Here is a 17508-nt window from a genome sequence, read left to right as displayed (position 1 = left end):
AACCCGGCGTCTGCGCACCCGGCGTCTGCGCACCCGGCGTCTGCGCACCCGGCGTCTGCGCACCCGGCGTCTGCGCACCCGGCGTCTGCGCACCCGGCGTCTGCGCACCCGAGTCAGGGCGCGTGGCCGCGCCCGTTGCCGGGGGTGCTTCCACTACGGGTGGCACGGAAGGTGTCGGGTGGCCACCCGGGACCTGCTGGCCACCCGGAACCTGCTGGCTACCCGACCCGCCGGCGTTCCCGGCCGGACCGCCACCCGGCACCGCGCCGGGAACGGCACCGCCGGGCACACCTGCGCCCGCTTCCGGCCGTCCGCCCGTGCCTTGGCCAGAGTTCGCGCCCTGGCCGGGATTCGAACCCTGACCGGGACTCGCGCCGCCGCCGACGACCCCCACACCCGACGGCGGACCAGCCGCGCCCTCGGCCTGCGGACCCACGCCGTCCTGCCGATCGTCGGAATCCGCACCGTCTCGACCGGCACCACCAGGCACCCCACCACCGGGCACCCCAGAACCAGGCACGCCAGCACCGGGCACACCCCCAGCGGGCACACCCCCAGGCACCCCACCGCCCCCGACGGCAGCGTCGGCCCCATCGCCCCCGGCCGAGCCCCCCTCGCCGCCCGCCGCCTCAGAACCGTTCCCCCCGGAACCATTCTCGCCAGAACCATTCCCCGCAGACCCGTTCCCCCTGGAACCATTCCCCGCAGAACCATTCCCCCCAGGACCGCCCGCACCAGGAACATCCGGCGCATCCGGCCGACCGATCTCCCCGATCGGAGGCGACTTGATGTACCCGGTCTCCCGAAGGTGGTCCTCGATGGCATTGCCCGCGTCGTCGGCCTTCTTCTGCGTGCCACCGCTGAACATGCCGCCGACAGCACCGGTCCACAGGTCGTCCATGCTGCCGCCGAGGATGCCCGCGGCGGCGGCGCCGACCACGACGTCGGCGGTGGCCTCGCTGGTGCCGTGGAACAGCACGTTGTCCTCGACCTTGGGCTTCCACGCCCGCATGCCGGTGTGCATGCCGCCCGCGATGACCCCGGCGCCGAGGCCGGCGACGCCGCCGACGATGGTGCTCTGGACGTCCCACTCGAAGCGGTTGCCCTCCGCGAACTGCGCGATCTGGGCGATGGCGTCCTGGAAGATCTCGTCGATGCCCTCCTCGATGCCTTCCATGATCAACCGGATCGCCCAGTGCAGCTGCGCGCTGATCTGCTGGATGGCGGTCCTGGCCGCGGTGATGAAGGCGGGCACCAGGGGTGCGGTGAACGGGCTCGCGAGCGCCCAGAGGATCGAGGCCGCGAAGAACGCGATCTCGATGAGCATCGTGTAGATGGACTGCTCGACGCTCAGCGCGAGTTTCAGCAGGCTGGTCGACTGGTTGTTGGCGAGCTGGACGATGCTCGGGACCGCGTTGATGACGCTGGTCACGCGGTCGCGGAACGCGCGGCCCACGCGGCCGCCGATGGCGTTCTCGACGTTGCTGACCAGGTCGAGGACGCCGTTCGCCATCTCGCCGAGGGTGCGACCGCTCTCGACCCAGTTCTGCGCGAGGGCACGGGTGGCCGCCACGTCGATCCTCGGGGCTTTCTGGCCCGCCACCAGGATCCACAGCCAGTCGAACGTCGGATCGAACTTGATGTCCATTCAGTCCACTCCGAACTGCCGCTCAGCTCGCCTGCCGCGACGGCTCCTCCCTGGTCATCGAGTGCGCGGTGCGGACTCGATCGGACCGCGATCGTTCCGCAATCCAGCCACTCCGTCGGGGCAGGATCAACACGAACGGCCCAACCGGGAACCACAAAGGAAGTCTTTCCTGCCTCAACGCACCCCGGACCGGGGTCAGTGGGCGGGGATGCGGGCGAGCTCGACCTCGACCTCGGCCCGCTGCTCCGGCAGCGACAGCTCGTCGAAGGTGGCCAGCGCGCACCGGAACAGGGAGTCCGCGACCTGGTGCTCACCCGAGTCGAGGCGGCAGCGGCCCTCCCGGAACGCGGCCCGCGCCGAGTGCACGGAGGCACCCACCTTCTCGAAGAGGCCGCGCGCCTCGGCGAACATCGGCGCCGCCCGGCCGCACTGCCCCACCGCGTGCAGGCCCCGGGCCACACCCTCGATGCACATCGCCAGCAACCTCGTGCGGGACAACGCCAGCTCGCCGTTCTGGTTGTGCCGCAGTGCTTCCTGCAGCAGGTCCTCCAGCACCGCGAGCGCTTCGCGCGGCCTGTTGTCGAGCAGCAGCAACACGCCGAACTGGTAGCGCACGGTCATCCGCACCGTCCAGAACCCGAACGGGGCGGACAGCTCGACGGCCTGCCGCGCGTGCTCCAGGCTGTTCTGGCGGTCGCCCAGCATGAACTCCTGCGCGGTGACGTGCGCCAGCGCCCACACCCGCTCCAACCGGTCACCGGCCTCGTCTGCGCAGCGCAGGGCGATCTTGTGCTGTTCCACCGCGCCCGCGCAGTCCTGCGCGGTCACCAGGGCCCACCCGAGCAGGTTGCGCTGCTGTGCCTCCGCGGTCACGTCGCGCAGCGTGCGCGCCGCGTCGACCCCGGCGCCGAAGACCTCGACCCAGTCGACGCCGTGCCGGTCGTCGTCGGCGTACCAGTGCATCGCCCGCGCGAGCTCCACGACCTCGCGGTGCCGCCCGGTCCGCGCCGCCTCCCGGAACGCGGCCAGCCAGCTCGACCGCTCCTGCTCCAGCCACGACCGCGCCTCGTCCAGCGAACCGAACACTTCGTTCGCGGGTTCCTCCGGCGAGAACCTCTCCCCCGCCGCCGTCGCCATGCCCAGCAGGTGCTCCAGCACCGCCTCCGTCGTCAGCAAGCGGTCGGCCTCGTCGTCCTCGGCCTCCCAGCGCTCACGGGCGAACAACCGCAGCAGGTCGTGGAACCGGAACCGGCCCTCCGCCGGACCCGCCTGCACCATGCTCGCGTCCACCAGCTCGTCGAGCTGGCCGAACGCCTCCGACTCCGTCACACCCCCGGCCACCTGCGTCAGCTCCACACCGAAGTCCGCACCCGGCACCGCCGCCAGCCGCCGGAACAGCATCCGGCCCTGCGGCGACAAGCCCCGGTACGACACCTCGAACGCCGACCGCACCTGCAGGTCCCCCGCGGACAGCGACGTCAGCCTCGTGCGCTCGTCCCGCAGCTGGTCCACCAGGTACCGCAACGACCAGTGCGGCCTGCTCGCCAGCCGGTTGCCCGCGATCCGCAACGCCAGCGGCAGGTTCCCGCACAGCTCGATCAACCCGGCCACCGCGTCCGGCTCGGCCCGCACCCGGCGCTCACCGACGACGGCCTGCAGCAACGCCTCCGCGTCCTCGTCGTCGAACGGGTCGAGGTGCAGCCACCGCACCCCTTCCAGGCCGGCCAGCATGCGGCGGCACGTCACGAGCGTCCGGCAGCCGGGAGAGGTCGTGAGGAACGGCCGGACCTGCGCCTCCGAGGCGGCGTTGTCCAGCAGCACCAGCACCTTCCGCTGCTGCAGCACCGCGCGGTACTGGCCCGACTGCTCGCTCACGGCGCTGGGCACGTCGCTCGGCGCCACGCCCAGCGCCCGCAGCAACCGGTCGAACACGACCTGCACGGGGAGCGGTTGCTCGTCGACCCCGCGCAGGTCGACCGCCAGGCACCCGTCCGGGAACTCGTCGCGCATCCAGTGCGCCGCCGACGCCGCCAGCACCGTCTTGCCCACGCCGGGCTGACCGACCATCGCCACCGACGGACTCGTGCGGATGCACTCCTGCAACCGGGACAGCTCCCGCCCCCTTCCCACCCGGTCCACGGGCAGGGGCGGCAGCTCGGCGACACCGGAGACCGACACCGGAGACCGCCGCCTGCGTCCGTGCTCCGCGACCCGCAGGAACTCCTCCCGCTGCACGGCGCCCAGCTCGAAGGCATCCGCCAGCACCTCGGCCGACCGCCGCTGCGCCGCACGAGCCCGGCCCTGCTCCAGCTCCCGCAACGCACGCACACTGATACCCGACCGCTCCGCCAGACCCAGCTGACTCAGCCCAGCGGCACGCCGGTATCCCAGCAACAGCTCTCCGAACGTCGACCAGCACTCCGACTCGTCCACTAGACCAATGTACCTGATAATAGGAATTAGCGGTCACGCCGTGAAGGAATGACGAAAAGCGGACGTACTCGGTACGGGATGCTCCGGTGCGAACGAGCAGGATGCGCGGTCCACCAGGGCGGATTCCGCCGACGTGCTTGCACCGCACCTCACCGGCGCACTAGGCCGGAAAGCGCACCACCGCCGCGCCGGAGCCGAGAACGGGAAGAACCAGTGACGAACGCCGAAGAGCTCGCCGACGTGCAGGACGCCGTGTGGGAGTGGCTGGCCGCCGACCTGAACTGCAGCCTGGCCCGGTCCACGGTGCTCCGGCCCGATCCGGGCGCGTGCCGTGCGGCGCTGCGGCGGTTGCGGCTCAGCGCGGAGTCGCGACTGGGCGCGATCGTCCTCAACACCGGCGGCATCCTGCTGCACGAGAGCTGGGTGCGGGTCTACGGCGGGTCGGGCGGTGGACCGGAGGGCATGCCCGGCATCGCCGAGGTGAACGGCGTGCACCGGCCGGCCGCACCGGACGGCTTCCACCGGCCGGCCGAGGTGGACCGGCGGCCGGCGGCCGGGCTGGTGGTCGCGCACGACGCGCTGGGGGGCGTGTTCGTGCTCAACGGCCCCGAGCCCCGCTCGCACGGCAGACCGGGCCGCCCGGACGACGTGATCTACTTCAGCCCCGCCACCCTCGCGTGGCAGACCACGGGACTGGACCACGACCGCTGGCTGGACTGGCTCGTGAACGGCGGCGCGGCCGGGCACTACCGCGAGGTGCTGTGGCCGACGTGGCGGGACGACACCGCCGGGCTGGGTCCGCGGCAGGGCATGTCCGTGCACCCGGCTCCCTGGTCGGCGGAGGCCGAGGACGGCTTCACCCCGCCGGTTCGCAGGCCGGCGCCCCTGCAGGAGGTCCTCGACGGACACGTGGCGGCCTGCGTCCGGCTCGGCCGCCCCCACCCCGGTGCACTGGGGACCGTCGAACCGCGAACGCCGCGCCGGCGCCGCACTGTCCAATCCGGACGGTGAGGCGAACGCACCCCCGGCACTCCGCGCGCGAGGGTGACGTGGTTTCCTCCCGCTGAGAACATCATCGGTACAGACGGACACATCACCCTGCCCCTTTGCACCTCACGGGTGGCGGGGTTGAATGGTCCGCGTGACAGAGCTGCGCGATGAACCACCCGGTCCGTCCTTCGGCCACTGTCTGCTGAGGTACCGGACCTCGGCGGGCCTGTCGCAAAGGGAGCTGGCGCTCGCCTCCGGGTTGAGCGTGCGCGCGCTGCGCGAGCTGGAGCACGGACGGGCCGCGGCCGCTCAGGAGAAGTCCACCGAGCTGCTGGCGACCGCGCTGGGGCTGACCGGCGACGAACGCGAGTCGTTCCTCCTGCTGGCCAGGGAGGGCAGGCGCAGGTCCAGCGCATCCGGCACCAGGACGATGCTGTACGGCTTGCCCGCCGTGCCCGCTCTGGTCGGCAGGGACGACGAGCTCGGCCGGCTGTCCCGCGCCGCGCGGGCAGGGGGCACCACGGTCGTGGCCGGGCCTCCCGGTGTCGGGAAGACCTCGCTCGCCGTGACCGCCGCGGACCGTCTGAAGGGGCACTTCCCGGACGGCTGCCTCGCGATCGACCTGCGCGGTGTGGACGACCAGCCCGTCCAGCCCGGGTTCGCGCTGGAGCGGATGCTCACCGCGCTCGGCGTGCCCGCCGGCCGCGTCCCTCCCGGGGAAGCCGCACGGAGCTCGCTCTTCCGCACGCTGATGCGGGACCGCCGCACCCTGGTCCTGCTGGACAACGCCGCCGACGAGGCGCAGGTGCTGCCGTTGCTGGCCGGTGCCGACCACAGCTTCACGATCATCACGTGCCGGCGTTCGCTCCCGGACCTGGACCTCGCGGACCTGGACCCGGTGCAGCGCCTGGTGCTCGACGTGCTGCCCGAGCAGGGCGCCGTCGACCTCCTGACCACGATCGTCGGCGAGGACGTCGTGCTGGCCGATCCCGCCGCCGCCAGGGAGGTGGTGGACCTGTGCGGCAACCTCCCGCTGGCCGTGCGGATCGTCGGCAACCGGCTGGCGACCCGCCGGCACTGGTCGCTGTCCTACCTGGCCGGACAGCTCCGCGACGAACACCGGCGGCTCGACTCGCTCGCGGCGGGCGACCTGCGGCTCAGGCCCGCCTTCGAGCTGTCGCTGCGCAGGCTCAGCCCCGCGGCGCAGGAGGTGTTCCGCAGGCTCGCCCTCATCCCGGGAGCCCACTTCAGCGAGGAGCTCGCGGCGGTCGTCACCGGGGTGTCCGCGCAGGAGGTCGAGGCACAGCTGGACGAACTGGTCGAGGCATCGCTGCTCACCGTGACGGCCGCGCGGATGCGGTTGCAGTTCCACGACCTCGTCCGGTTGTTCGCCGGGGAACGCCTCGCGGCGGAGGAACCGGAGGACGTCAGGGACCGGCTGCAGGACGCCCTTCTGACCCACGTGCTGCGGAAGACCACCGCCGCCGCCCGGCTGTTCCTCGCCACGGTGGCGGACGTGCCGCCGGACAGCCCGTTCGGGTCCCAGGAGGAGGCGAGGGAGTGGCTGGAGCAGGAGTCCACCAACTGGCTCCTGGTGCTGCACCGGGCGACGGAGGCCCACCGGTACCGCGAGGTGGTCGACTGCACCTGGTCGTTGTACAACTACGCGCACGGGCGTTACGCGGGGCATGACTGGACCGACGTGTTCGAGCTCGGTGTACGCGCTGCGAGGCAATTGGGAGACCAGAAGGCGGAGGCCGACCTGCTCACCCAGTGGGGAGCAGCGTTCCAGTGGGGCCACGGCGACAGCGAACGCGCTCTGAGCACCATGTTCGAGGCGCTGACCCTCGCCGAGGAGATCGGCCACCACCAGGGCGCCATGGTCGCGCACTCGGCGCTGGGGTGGCCGCTGGTGTTCGCGGGAAGGCCCGAGGAGGCGCTGCGGCACGCCGAACTCGCTTTCGAGATGTCGGAGCCGTACGACTTCTTCGAGACCCGGTTCTGGATGCAGCTCGGGTGTGGTGGTCTGCGGCTTGCGACCGGCCACTTCGCCGAGGCCCTCGCCGTTCTCGCCCCACTGCTCGTGGAGGCCTCCGAACGGATCGGTGAGACGAACCAGGAGGTGGCCGGGAAGACGGTGGTGCTGGTGCGGATGAACATCGGCGACTGCCTCGCCGGCCTGGGTCGCTGGGCCGAGGCCGCCGAGCACTACCACGAGGTCGTCAGACTGCTCGGGACGGACCGACCCACCTACCGCAGCCGGGTGGAGCTGCTCGTGTGCGAGGGCACGGCGTGGCGCCAGGCGGGCGACTTCAAGCGCGCACGCGAGTGCCTCACGCGCGCACTCGACCTCTGCGACGACCCCGCCGACCGCGGTGACCGCGCGCCGGCGGAGGCCGAGCTGGCCCTGTTGCCGGTGGCGGAGACCGCCACGCCCGGATGACGTTCTCCCGAACTTCATCCCCGTTCCACATCAGTCGGCCATTCAAGGCAGGGAGAGTGAGGCCATGAGTGCCACCCGCACCTCGGCGTCCGAGTCGCCGTTCGGTGAGGTCCTGCTGAGCCTCCGCACGGCGGCGGGACTGACGCAGGCAGGCCTGGCCCTCGCCTCCGGGATGAGCGTCCGTGCGTTGCGCGAGCTGGAACGCGGCCGGGCGAGTGCGCCGCAGGAGCGTTCGACGGAGCTGCTCGCCGACGCGCTGGGACTCGCGGGGGGTGCCAGGGACTCCTTCCTCTCCCTGGCGAGGCAGGGGCGTCGCCGCTCGGCCGGGGCCGCGAAGAACGCGGCGTTGCGCAGCCTGCCGGCGGTGCCCGGCCTGGTCGGACGGCAGCAGGAGCTCCTGCGGCTGTCCCGCGAGGCCGAAGCCGGTGGCGTCGTCGTGATCGCGGGACCACCGGGGGTCGGGAAGACGTCGCTGGCGGTGGCGGCGGCGGAGGACCTGCTCTCCTCCTTCCCCGACGGCTGCCTCGCGCTGGACCTGCGCGGCGTCGACGACCGGCCGCTCAGCCCCGCCGCGGCGCTGGAACAGATGCTGGCCTCGCTGGACGTGCCGCCGTGGCGGATGCCCGCGACGCTCGACGAGCGCAGTTCGTTGTTCCGCAAGGTGTTGCGCGACCGGCGGGTGCTCGTGCTGCTGGACAACGCCTCCGACGAGAGCCAGGTCAGGCCGTTGCTGACGATGAGCGAGGGGTGCCTGACGGTCGTGACCTGCCGGCGCGTGCTCGCGGGGCTGGAGTCGGCGCGCTGGGTGCTGCTGGACACGCTGACGCAGGACGGTGCCGTGGAGCTGGTCGCGGCCGTCGCCGGCGAGCAGGTGGTGCGCGAGGAACCCGAGGCCGTGCGGGAGCTGGTGGCGCTGTGCGGGAACCTGCCGCTGGCGGTGCGGATGGTGTGCACCCGTCTCGCTGCCGGGCGCGACGGGCGATCGGTCGCCGCGCTGGCGGGTGAGCTGCGGGACGAGCGGAGGCTGCTGGACTCGCTCTCGATGGGCGACGAGGACCTGCGGACGGCGTTCTCGACGTCGTACCAGGCGTTGTCGCCGCGGGCCCGGTCGGTGTTCCGCCGGCTGGCCGCCGTTCCCGGCGTGCACTTCGACGACGATCTCGCCGCTGTGGCGACCGGTGTGCCGGTGGCCGAGGTCGGTCTGGTGCTGGACGAGCTCGTCGAGATGTCCCTGCTGACGATCACGACCGAGTCGGTGCGCTTCCAGTTCCACGACCTGATCCGCATCTTCGCGCGCGAACGCCGGCTTGCGGAAGAGCCGCAGGACGTGCGCGACGAGCTGCGCGACGCCTTCGCCACGCACGTCCTGGACCTGGCGTCCGCGGCGGGCGGGCTGTTCTTCCCGGACGTGCGGGAGGTGCCGCGGGACTGCCCGTTCCGCTCGTACGAGGAAGCGGCCGAGTGGCTCGACCGGGAGGCCTCGAACTGGTTGGCGGTGCACCAGGAGACCGCGGCACTCGGCCGGCACCGCCAGGTGCTCGACTTCGCGGATGCGATCCACTGCTACGCCATCGGCCGCGAGCAGAAGCACCGCTGGAACGAGGTCTTCGAGCTCGGCCTGAAGGCCGCCAGGGCACTGCGCGACCGGCGCGGTGAGGCCGAGATGCTGAACCTGCTCGGCGCGACGCAGCACCGCTGCACCGACGAACAGGAGCTCGCGCTCGCAACGCTGCGGGAAGCGATGGCGATTGCGGAGGAGATCGGACACCGCCGGATCGTCATGTCCGCCAACTTGTCCACCGGGCTGGTGCTCGCACACCTCGGCAAGTTCGCGGAAGGGCTCGAACACATCACCTTCGCCTATGAGGGGTCCGGGGAGTTCGACTACTTCCAGCACCGGGTCTGGACGTCCCTCGGCCTGGGCGTCTGCCTGCTGGCAGCAGGCAGGTTCGCCGACGCGTTGGAGCGGTTCGCGTCCACACTCGACCAGTCGAAGCAGAACCGCGACCAGACCAACCAGGAGACGCTGGACCGGATGTTGGCGTTGCTGCTGACGCTCATGGGCGACTGCCTGTCGGCGTTGGGTCGCTGGAAGGAAGCGGCGGAGAGCTACCACGACGCGAGGACGACGATCGGTGAGCTCCAGATGAGCTACCGCACCGAGGGGGAGCTGGCGCTCAACGAAGGCGTCGCGCGGCGCCGCACGGGTGAGGTCGAGCAGGCTCGGGCCTGCCTGACGTTCGCGCTCGGCAAGCTCGACACCCTCGGCAACCGCGGGCAGCGGGAAATGGCGGAGGCGGAGCTCGCGCTGCTACCCGGTTGATGTCCGGTCGGGAGCAGGCAACCACTGGCGCCGCGGGTCGAACGGGCGGTGGCGGGCCCGCACGTGGTCGGCGAGCAGCGGCAGTGCCGGGTGGCGGTTCGCCTCGTGCCACAGCAGCGACCAGGGGTAGACCGGCGTGGGATCGACCACGGTGAGCTGGACGACGTCCCGGTGCACGGGGAACTGCCTGGTGTTGCCGAACGTGATGAGCTCGGCCGAGGCCCCGATCTCGTCCATCACGTGCTCGCCGCCGAACACCGGGCCCGAGCTGTCGATCCGCACGCCGAACTCGGCGCTGAGGAAGCGGTAGTACTCCGCCCACTCGCTGTCGCCGGTGTTGCCGGGCATCCACGCCGTCAAGCCCGCCAGCTCCGCCATCGGCACGCGCCTGCGCCGGGCGAGGCGGTGCCGGCGGCCGACCAGCACGGGAATCGGTTCCAGGCAGGCGGGGACGCACTCGATCCCCGCGGGAAGGGGTCCGGTGACGCGGCCGAACGCCGCGTCGACCGAGCCGTCGGCGAGTGCCGCGTGCCGGGAGACGGCTCCGCGCGAGATGACGACGTCGACCTCCACGTCGCCGGCCTCGTAGAAGGAGCGGACCAGGTCGATCGGTGCGGCGACGCGGGCGAGCACATCGATGCGCAGCGGGCGGCGGCGGGCGTGGAGCATCGCGGTCGCCTGGTCGGCCAGGCCGATCAACGCCCTGGCGTGCGGGAGGAAGGCCGCACCGTCCTCAGTGGGACCGGCACCGGTGCGGGACCGGGTGAGGAGGACGACGTCCAGGTCGGACTCCAGCCTGGCGATCCGCTTGGACACGGCCTGCTGGCTCAGGCCCAGGTGGTCGGCCGCCTCGGTGAAGTGCCCAGTGTCGACGACGGCGAGGAAGGCCCGGACGGCACCGAGGTCCATCGACAACTCCTGGTTGTTGTTCGTCGGCGTGTCGGTTGTTGGACACCACCGCGCGGAACTTGATCTGCTCAGCGACGTCGAGTCTGCCAACAACCACCAGGAGTTCAAAGTTGTCTTCCGTCGAGATCCCGCTGACCGGTGGCATGATCACGCAGGGCGTGGTCCGGGTGGGGGACACGGTGCGGCGCCCGGTCGGGCCGCATTCGCCGTTCGTGCACCGGCTGCTGCGACACCTGGAGGACGTGGGGTGCGAGGCCGCGCCGAGGCTGCTGGGCATCGACGACAGGGGGCGCGAGGTCCTCAGCTTCCAGCGGGGTGAGGTGGTGACCGAGTTCCGGGCCCGCGACTGGTCGTCCGCCCAGGTGACCGCCGCGGCCCGGCTGTTGCGCCGACTGCACGACGCGACCGCGGGAGCGCCGCTCGCGGGTGCCGAGGAGACGGTGTGCCACAACGACTTCTCGCCGCTCAACGTCGCCTTCTCGCGCGGTCTTCCCGTGTCCGCCTTCGACTTCGACCAGGCGGCCCCCGGTCCCCGCGTCCACGACGTCGCCTACGCCGCGTGGTTGTGGCTGCTCGGTCCCGAGATCACCCACCCGCTCGACCACCAGCTGGGTCTCCTGCGCACCTTCCTCGACGCGTACGGCCTGGCCGAGGACCAGCGCCGGGGTTTCGGCGGGCGCATCGTCGCGAGGGTCGAGGCCGAACGCGACTTCCACGCACGCGCCGGACGCGTCCTGGGCCCCGGGACGTGGCTGCACGACGAGATCGCCTGGTTGACCGAGCACATCGCTGTCGTCGATGCGGCGTGTTGACCGTTCGACACCTCATCGACACGATCCGTTGACGCCCGAGTTGCCGTCGTGCTCTCATTTAGCTCGACCGAAGGATGTTAACGCTAACACTCATTCGAAACCGCACAGCAGCTCGCCTAATGAGCCGCACAATCGAATGTTGTTAGCGCTAACTCGACGATTCGCCCCGTTCGACGATGATCGGAGCCGTCATGAACCGAGGGACCCGCCTGCTCACGGCGTCCTCTCTCGTCGTCGCATCGACCCTCGTCCTGCCCGCAACGCCGGCGTCCGCGGCCACCCTGCCCGTCGGCGCGCGGTCGCTGGAGGCGGTGAGCCACCCCGGCCGGTTCCTGCGCCACGCCGACTTCCTGGGCCGCCTCGACGCCGTGACCTCGGCCAGTTCCGCCCAGGTCCGGTCGGACGCCACGGTCACCGTGGTCAACGGGCTGGCGTCACCGTCGTGCTACTCGTTGCAGGCCGCCAACGGGATGTTCCTGCGCCACCGCGACCTGCGGGTGCGCCTGGAGGCCAACGACGGCACACCCACCTTCCGCGGGGACGCGACGTTCTGCCCCGCCGACGGCTCGGTGACCGGTTCGGTGTCGCTGGTGTCGTTCAACTACCCCGACCGGCGGTTGCGGCACAAGAACTTCGAGCTGTGGGTGGAGTCCTACCAGGACACGGACAGGTTCCGCGCCGACAGCTCCTTCAAGGTCACGGCACCGTGGCAGCCGAAGACCGCCAAGGGCCCGGTGATACCCGGCCTGTTCGCCGACCCGCACATCACCCACCTCAACGGCCGCTTCTACCTGTACCCGACGACCGACGGGTACGCGAGCTGGTCCTCCCCGTACTACAAGGCGTTCTCGTCGACCGACCTGGTGAACTGGACCGACCACAGCGTGGTCCTGGACCACGGACCGGACGTCTCCTGGGCCGACAACTCGGCGTGGGCGCCCGCGGTCGTCACCAAGAACGGCCGGTACTACCTGTACTTCAGCGGTGGCGCGGCCACCGGTGACACGCGCAAGCACCTCGGCGTGGCCGTGTCCGACTCCCCCACCGGCCCGTTCCGCGACGCGCTCGGCCAGCCACTGGTCCGGGCCGGCACCCACCCCGGTCAGGCCATCGACCCGATGGTGTTCACCGACGACAACGGGCAGTCCTACCTGTACTGGGGCAACGGTGCCGCGCACGTCGTGCCGTTGAACGCCGACATGGTCTCCTTCGACCCGGCGGCGGTGCGCACCATCACCACGCCGGGGTTCCGCGAGGCGTCGTTCGTGCTGAAGCGCAACGGCACCTACTACTTCATGTGGTCCGAGAACGACACCCGTGACGAGAACTACCGGGTGGCCTACGCGACCGGTCCCTCGCCGCTCGGGCCGTGGACCGCACGTGGTGTCGTGCTCCAGAAACGCCTGGAGCTCGGCATCAAGGGCACCGGCCACCACTCGGTGGTCCAGGTACCGGGCACCGACACCTGGTACGCCGCCTACCACCGGTTCGCCGTACCCGGTGGCAACGGCACCAACCGCGAGGTCGCCGTCGACCGCATGACGTTCAACGCCGACGGCACCATCGCCCCGATCGTCCCCACCCTCTGACCGGAGGAGAACAAACCGTGCAACGAACCACGTCGCGCGCCGCCGCGGCCTTGGTCGCGGCGCTGCTGGTGCTCACCGCACAGGTCCTCGTCGCCGTGGACCGGGCATCGGCCGCCGACCCGTTCACCGGCTACCTGATGGCGCACTTCACCGGTGAGTCCGCGAGCGGGGAGCAGCTCTACCTCGCGCACAGCAAGGACGGCCTGCACTGGACCGACCTCAACGACGGCGCACCGGCGCTCCTGTCCACCGTGGGCACGAAGGGCGTGCGCGACCCCGCGATCGTCCGCTCCCCCGACGGCAGCCGCTACTGGATCATCGCGACGGACCTGCGCATCGCGAGCGGCACCTCGTGGGACGACGCGGCCAACCGCGGCAGCAAGTCGCTGGTCGTGTGGGAGTCCACCGACCTGGTGAACTGGTCGGCGCCGCGGTTGCTCGACGTGGCCGGCGCGATCCCCGGCGCGGGTGACGCGTGGGCGCCCGAGGCGATCTTCGACCCCGCCTCCGGCGACTACGTCATCTACTGGGCGACGAACGCGACCCTCAACGGTGTCAAGAAGCACCGCATCTACTACACGCGGACCCGCGACTTCCGCACGGTCAGCGCGCCGGCCGTGTACATCGACCGCAGCGGCAACCAGGGCGTCATCGACACCCAGATCGTCGAGTCGCCGACCAGCACCGGCGGGTTCCGCTACTACCGCGCCTCCGCGGACGGTCACATCACCATCGAGGGCAGCAACTCGGTCCTGGGAACGTGGACGCGGATCGGCGACCTGTCGCACATGGGCATCTCCAACGGCGCCACCGGCGGCAACGTCGTCGAGGGACCGATGTGGATGCCGTTCAACAACCGCAACGAGTGGGCGCTGTGGCTCGACCAGTTCGCCACCGGCCGCGGGTACATGCCGATCGCGTCCACCAACCTCGGCAGCACGCGGAACTTCCGCACCGTGTCGGACTACTCGCTCGGCGGCACCCGCAAGCGCCACGGCGGGATCATGGGCCTGACCGCCGCGGAAGAGAGCCGCGTGCTGGCCAAGTACGGCACGAGCCGGCCGGTGAACCGCCTGCAGTCGTTCAACTTCCAGGACCGCTACGTCCGGCACGCCGACTTCGACGTGCGCATCGACGCCAACGTCAGCCCGGCGCAGGACGCCCAGTTCCGGATCATGCCGGGCCTGGCCGACCCCTCCGCCGTGTCGTTCCAGTCGGTCAACTACCCCGGCTACTACCTGCGGCACGTGAACTACGACTTCGTGCTCGCGCCGCTGGACGGCACCACCCAGTTCGCGGCGGACGCCACCTTCCGCCAGGTCGCCGGGCTGGCCTCGTCGTCGTGGAGCTCGTTCCAGTCCTACAACCACCCCGACCGCTACATCCGGCACTACGCCTACCTGCTGAAGCTGGAACAGATCACCACCGCCACGGCGCGCAGCGATGCCACGTTCCGCCTGACCGGCTGACCACGCCACAGCTCGGGAGGGGTGGGTGCCGGCTGGCGGCCACCCCTCCCGTCCCCACCCGACCCAAGGGCACATGCGCGCACTCACCTCCCGGCTCGCGGCACTGGTCGCGGCCGTTGCCCTGCTCCTGGGCTCCCACTCCCTCGCCGCACCGCAGCGCGCCGTCGCCGCCGCCGAGCCCGGCTACCTGATGGTGCACTTCACCGGTGACTCCGCGATCGACCAGCAGCTCCACCTCGCGCACAGCAGCGACGGCCTGCACTGGACCGACCTCAACGGCGGCGCACCGGCGCTGCGCTCCACGATCGGCACGAAGGGCGTGCGCGACCCCGCGCTGGTGCGCTCGCCCGACGGCACCCGGTACTGGATCGTCGCAACGGACCTGTGCATCCGCTGCGGCTCCACGTACACCAACGGCAGCCCCAGCCTGGCAGTGTGAGGGCCAGGGGTTCGAGTCCCCTCAGCTCCACAATTGGATACAGCATAAGAATCGCCCGCTGACCTGCGTAAGCAGGTTCAGCGGGCGATCTTGCTTTTCCGTCCCAAGTGGACGGTTGTATGCCTAACTGGAGCAAAACTGGAGCACGGTCCCGAACCTGGCGAAATAGGGTCACGGAGCTGCTCCAGAATCGGTCATCCGGTCGGGTGGTTGTCCACAAGACTTTTGTTCGCCTGCTGACGTGTCGGCGATGGCGTCTGGTACGTCGGACCGTGCTGCGCACGATGCGGGCGGGTACCGCGTGTTCATGGGCTGGCGCGTGCGTGATGGCGGTGGCCGGACCGCTGCCGTCTGCCGGGTCGTGAAGGTCCGGACTGAACGAGGCCGCTGCCGTTCGGTCATCACGCTGCGGCAGGTAAGTCGTGCCCGAAGTTGGTGGCTGACTTGTTCCCATCCTTGTGGTGCCCTCGGCGGGAGCACCAAAGGATGGGAACAGGGCTGACCAGCGGTTTCAGGTCGGATGCTTGGTCGTGCGGGCCAGTTTCATGTTGTAGTAGTCAGGTGACGCTCGCGTGCGGTGGCGTGCTGCTGCCGTTTCGGTGGTGCCACAGCACTACGTCGCGGATGACCGCCGCCTGTTGCAGGGCAAGACGCTCAGCTTCGGCGCCGTCAACGAGATTGATCTCGAAGACGACGTCCGTCGCTTTACGTTGCTGCTGGCGGCGGGTCCGCTGCGTGGAGTTGGGCGTCGTGTTCATGCTGCGGTCTGAACCTCAGCATGTCCAAGTGCTTCGCGGTCGGCCAGATCCATGCCGCCCCACACGCCGTAGCTCTCGTCAGTGGTAAGTGCCGTAATGGCACAGGTCAGGCGGACCGGGCACAGGCGACAGATCTCTTTGCAGTCCGCCGCAGCCTTGCTTCCTGACTCGGCGTCGATCCAGTCGACTTCCCGTTCTGCGTTTCGGCATGCTGCGTGCACGTGCCACTTCGGTGCACGCAGCGCCACGAGTGTGGTCGTACGGCCGGACGAAGAGGACCACCGAGAAGGTAGTCGACGAGGTGGCGGGAGGCGGTGAGGTTCACCCCGAGTAGTGGACACCGAGTTAGCAGGACCTGGGGTTCTGCTGAAAGGATGTCCTCATGCCTCCTCGTAAGCGCCGTTCGTACACGGCTGAGTACAAGGTTGAGGCTGCGCATCGTGTGATCGATTCCGGCCGGACGATCAGCGAGGTTGCCCGCGAGCTGGGGATCGACGCGGGAATGTTGAGCGTCTGGGTCAAGGATGAGCGGCGCCGGATCGCTGCGGCCGAGGCCCACGGGGACACGCCTCTGGAGGCGGCCGAGCAGGCCGAGCTGCTGCGGTTGCGTAAACAGGTCGCCGAGCTCGAGAAGGACAACGCGTTCCTGGTAAAAGCCTCGGCGTACTTTGCCGCGAGCCTCCGGCTACTACGCCTACGTGAAACGTTGTGCCGCAACGGTGTTGACACCTCGTCAGCAGCGTCGCGCAGACCTGGAGGTGAAGATCACCCAGGCGCAGAAGGACTCTGACGGCACCTACGGATCGCCACGGATCACCGCGGACCTGAGGGATCAGGGCGAGGTGGTCAGCGCCAAAACCGTCGCCAAGGTCATGGCCGATATCGGGATCGAGGGCATCAGCCCACGCACGTTCAAGGTCAGAACGACGGTCTCCGACCCGGCGGCGTCGTTCCCGCCGGATCTCGTCGACCGCGAGTTCGATCAAGGCCGTCTGGACGCCGTGTGGCTCACCGACATCACGTACTTGTCTTGCGGTGAGGGCGAGATGTTCCTGTGCGCGATCCGGGACGGGCACTCCCGCACGGTGCTCGGCTACAGCGTCGCCGGCCACATCAGTGCCGAGATGGTCACCACCGCCATCGAGGCGGCCGTGACCGTCCGCGGCGGTGAATGTCGTGGCACGGTCCTGCATTCCGACTGCGGCGGCGAGGAGTACACGGCGAATCTGACCGCACAAGCGTGCTTCCGGCACGGGCTGCGCCGATCGATGGGCGCGACCGGGATCTGCTGGGACAACAGCCCCGCCGAGTCGTTCTGGTCGACGTTCAAACACGAGCACTACTACCGGCACTTCTACGCCACGAAGACGGAACTCGTTGCCGCAGTTGACAAGTGGATCCGTTTCTACAACAGTACGCGACGGCACTCCGCGCTCGGGATGCGCAGTCCCAGCGACTACGAGAAGTCACTCCGAGCGGCTGCCGGAATCTCTTAGAGGTCCTAACAGAATGATCAACGTGGTGGCGTGCAGCATGTCGGATGTGGATCATGTTTGACCGTGAGGAGGGGTCAGTCGCCGCCGTGGATCGTCTCGGACGATCTGTGGGAGCGGATCGAGCCGTTACTGCCGGTGGTGCCGCGCAGGCCGCGTAATCCTGGTCGTAAGAGGGTGCCGGACCGGCAGGTGCTGTGCG

The 17508-nt window shown here is 70.2% G+C and carries 14 protein-coding genes; 9 read left to right on the top strand and 5 right to left on the bottom strand.

From position 1 onward, the window contains the following. A partial coding sequence (locus tag ACZ7CF_RS37460) for a WXG100-like domain-containing protein (RefSeq protein ID WP_470372032.1) occupies positions 1 to 1648 on the bottom strand: 1648 nt, incomplete at its 3' end. A gap of 195 nt (positions 1649 to 1843) precedes the next feature. Further along, entirely contained in the window at positions 1844 to 4081 is a 2238-nt protein-coding gene (locus ACZ7CF_RS37455; RefSeq protein WP_470372031.1) for an ATP-binding protein, read from the bottom strand. A 213-nt stretch (positions 4082 to 4294) separates the two neighbouring features. Between ACZ7CF_RS37455 and ACZ7CF_RS37450 the strand changes: the two genes are divergently transcribed. The 3 genes from ACZ7CF_RS37450 to ACZ7CF_RS37440 all read left to right on the top strand — a co-directional run bounded on the left by ACZ7CF_RS37450 (position 4295) and on the right by ACZ7CF_RS37440 (position 9837). Then, positions 4295 to 5092, top strand: coding sequence for a DUF2625 family protein (locus tag ACZ7CF_RS37450; protein WP_360388205.1), 798 nt, complete (start codon positions 4295 to 4297; stop codon positions 5090 to 5092). Positions 5093 to 5222: 130 nt separating this feature from the next. Beyond that, positions 5223 to 7514 carry a helix-turn-helix domain-containing protein gene (locus tag ACZ7CF_RS37445; protein ID WP_470372030.1) on the top strand — a complete coding sequence of 764 codons (2292 nt, stop codon included), beginning with the start codon at positions 5223 to 5225 and terminating at the stop codon, positions 7512 to 7514. A 64-nt stretch (positions 7515 to 7578) separates the two neighbouring features. Then, positions 7579 to 9837, top strand: coding sequence for an ATP-binding protein (locus ACZ7CF_RS37440; RefSeq protein ID WP_470372029.1), 2259 nt, complete (start codon positions 7579 to 7581; stop codon positions 9835 to 9837). Here the strand turns inward: ACZ7CF_RS37440 and ACZ7CF_RS37435 are convergent. After that, a complete protein-coding gene (locus ACZ7CF_RS37435) occupies positions 9826 to 10746 on the bottom strand; it encodes a LysR family transcriptional regulator (RefSeq protein WP_470372028.1) in 921 nt (306 codons plus the stop codon). The two genes, ACZ7CF_RS37440 and ACZ7CF_RS37435, sit on opposite strands and share 12 nt — an antisense overlap. Before the next feature lie 110 nt (positions 10747 to 10856). Between ACZ7CF_RS37435 and ACZ7CF_RS37430 the strand changes: the two genes are divergently transcribed. The 4 genes from ACZ7CF_RS37430 to ACZ7CF_RS37415 all read left to right on the top strand — a co-directional run bounded on the left by ACZ7CF_RS37430 (position 10857) and on the right by ACZ7CF_RS37415 (position 15055). After that, a complete protein-coding gene (locus ACZ7CF_RS37430) occupies positions 10857 to 11558 on the top strand; it encodes a phosphotransferase (protein WP_360388194.1) in 702 nt (233 codons plus the stop codon). Positions 11559 to 11749: 191 nt separating this feature from the next. Beyond that, positions 11750 to 13147 (top strand): family 43 glycosylhydrolase, encoded by a 1398-nt coding sequence (locus tag ACZ7CF_RS37425; protein WP_470372027.1) that lies wholly within the window; start codon positions 11750 to 11752, stop codon positions 13145 to 13147. Between the two features lie 17 nt (positions 13148 to 13164). Further along, complete coding sequence (locus tag ACZ7CF_RS37420; RefSeq protein ID WP_470372026.1) at positions 13165 to 14616, top strand: glycoside hydrolase family 43 protein; 1452 nt, start codon at positions 13165 to 13167, stop codon at positions 14614 to 14616. A gap of 73 nt (positions 14617 to 14689) precedes the next feature. Next, positions 14690 to 15055, top strand: coding sequence for a hypothetical protein (locus ACZ7CF_RS37415; protein ID WP_470372025.1), 366 nt, complete (start codon positions 14690 to 14692; stop codon positions 15053 to 15055). A gap of 557 nt (positions 15056 to 15612) precedes the next feature. Here the strand turns inward: ACZ7CF_RS37415 and ACZ7CF_RS37410 are convergent. Together ACZ7CF_RS37410 and ACZ7CF_RS37405 are read right to left on the bottom strand one after the other, a co-directional pair. Further along, a complete protein-coding gene (locus ACZ7CF_RS37410) occupies positions 15613 to 15813 on the bottom strand; it encodes a hypothetical protein (protein WP_360388184.1) in 201 nt (66 codons plus the stop codon). Continuing rightward, the gene (locus tag ACZ7CF_RS37405) at positions 15810 to 16061 is read right to left on the bottom strand and encodes a WhiB family transcriptional regulator (protein WP_470372024.1); all 252 of its coding nucleotides are present in this window, start codon (positions 16059 to 16061) and stop codon (positions 15810 to 15812) included. Before ACZ7CF_RS37405 ends, ACZ7CF_RS37410 begins: the two co-directional genes overlap by 4 nt. A gap of 134 nt (positions 16062 to 16195) precedes the next feature. Between ACZ7CF_RS37405 and ACZ7CF_RS37400 the strand changes: the two genes are divergently transcribed. Together ACZ7CF_RS37400 and ACZ7CF_RS37395 are read left to right on the top strand one after the other, a co-directional pair. After that, complete coding sequence (locus tag ACZ7CF_RS37400; protein ID WP_470372023.1) at positions 16196 to 16603, top strand: transposase; 408 nt, start codon at positions 16196 to 16198, stop codon at positions 16601 to 16603. Continuing rightward, positions 16512 to 17309, top strand: a complete 798-nt coding sequence (locus ACZ7CF_RS37395; protein ID WP_470372022.1) for an IS3 family transposase — start codon at positions 16512 to 16514, stop codon at positions 17307 to 17309. Before ACZ7CF_RS37400 ends, ACZ7CF_RS37395 begins: the two co-directional genes overlap by 92 nt. Positions 17310 to 17508 lie beyond the last annotated feature (199 nt).

The organism is Lentzea sp. NPDC036955 (genome assembly GCF_055608005.1).
The sequence above is the reverse complement of the archived record's forward strand: the minus strand, read 5'-3'. Positions and strand labels throughout refer to the sequence as shown.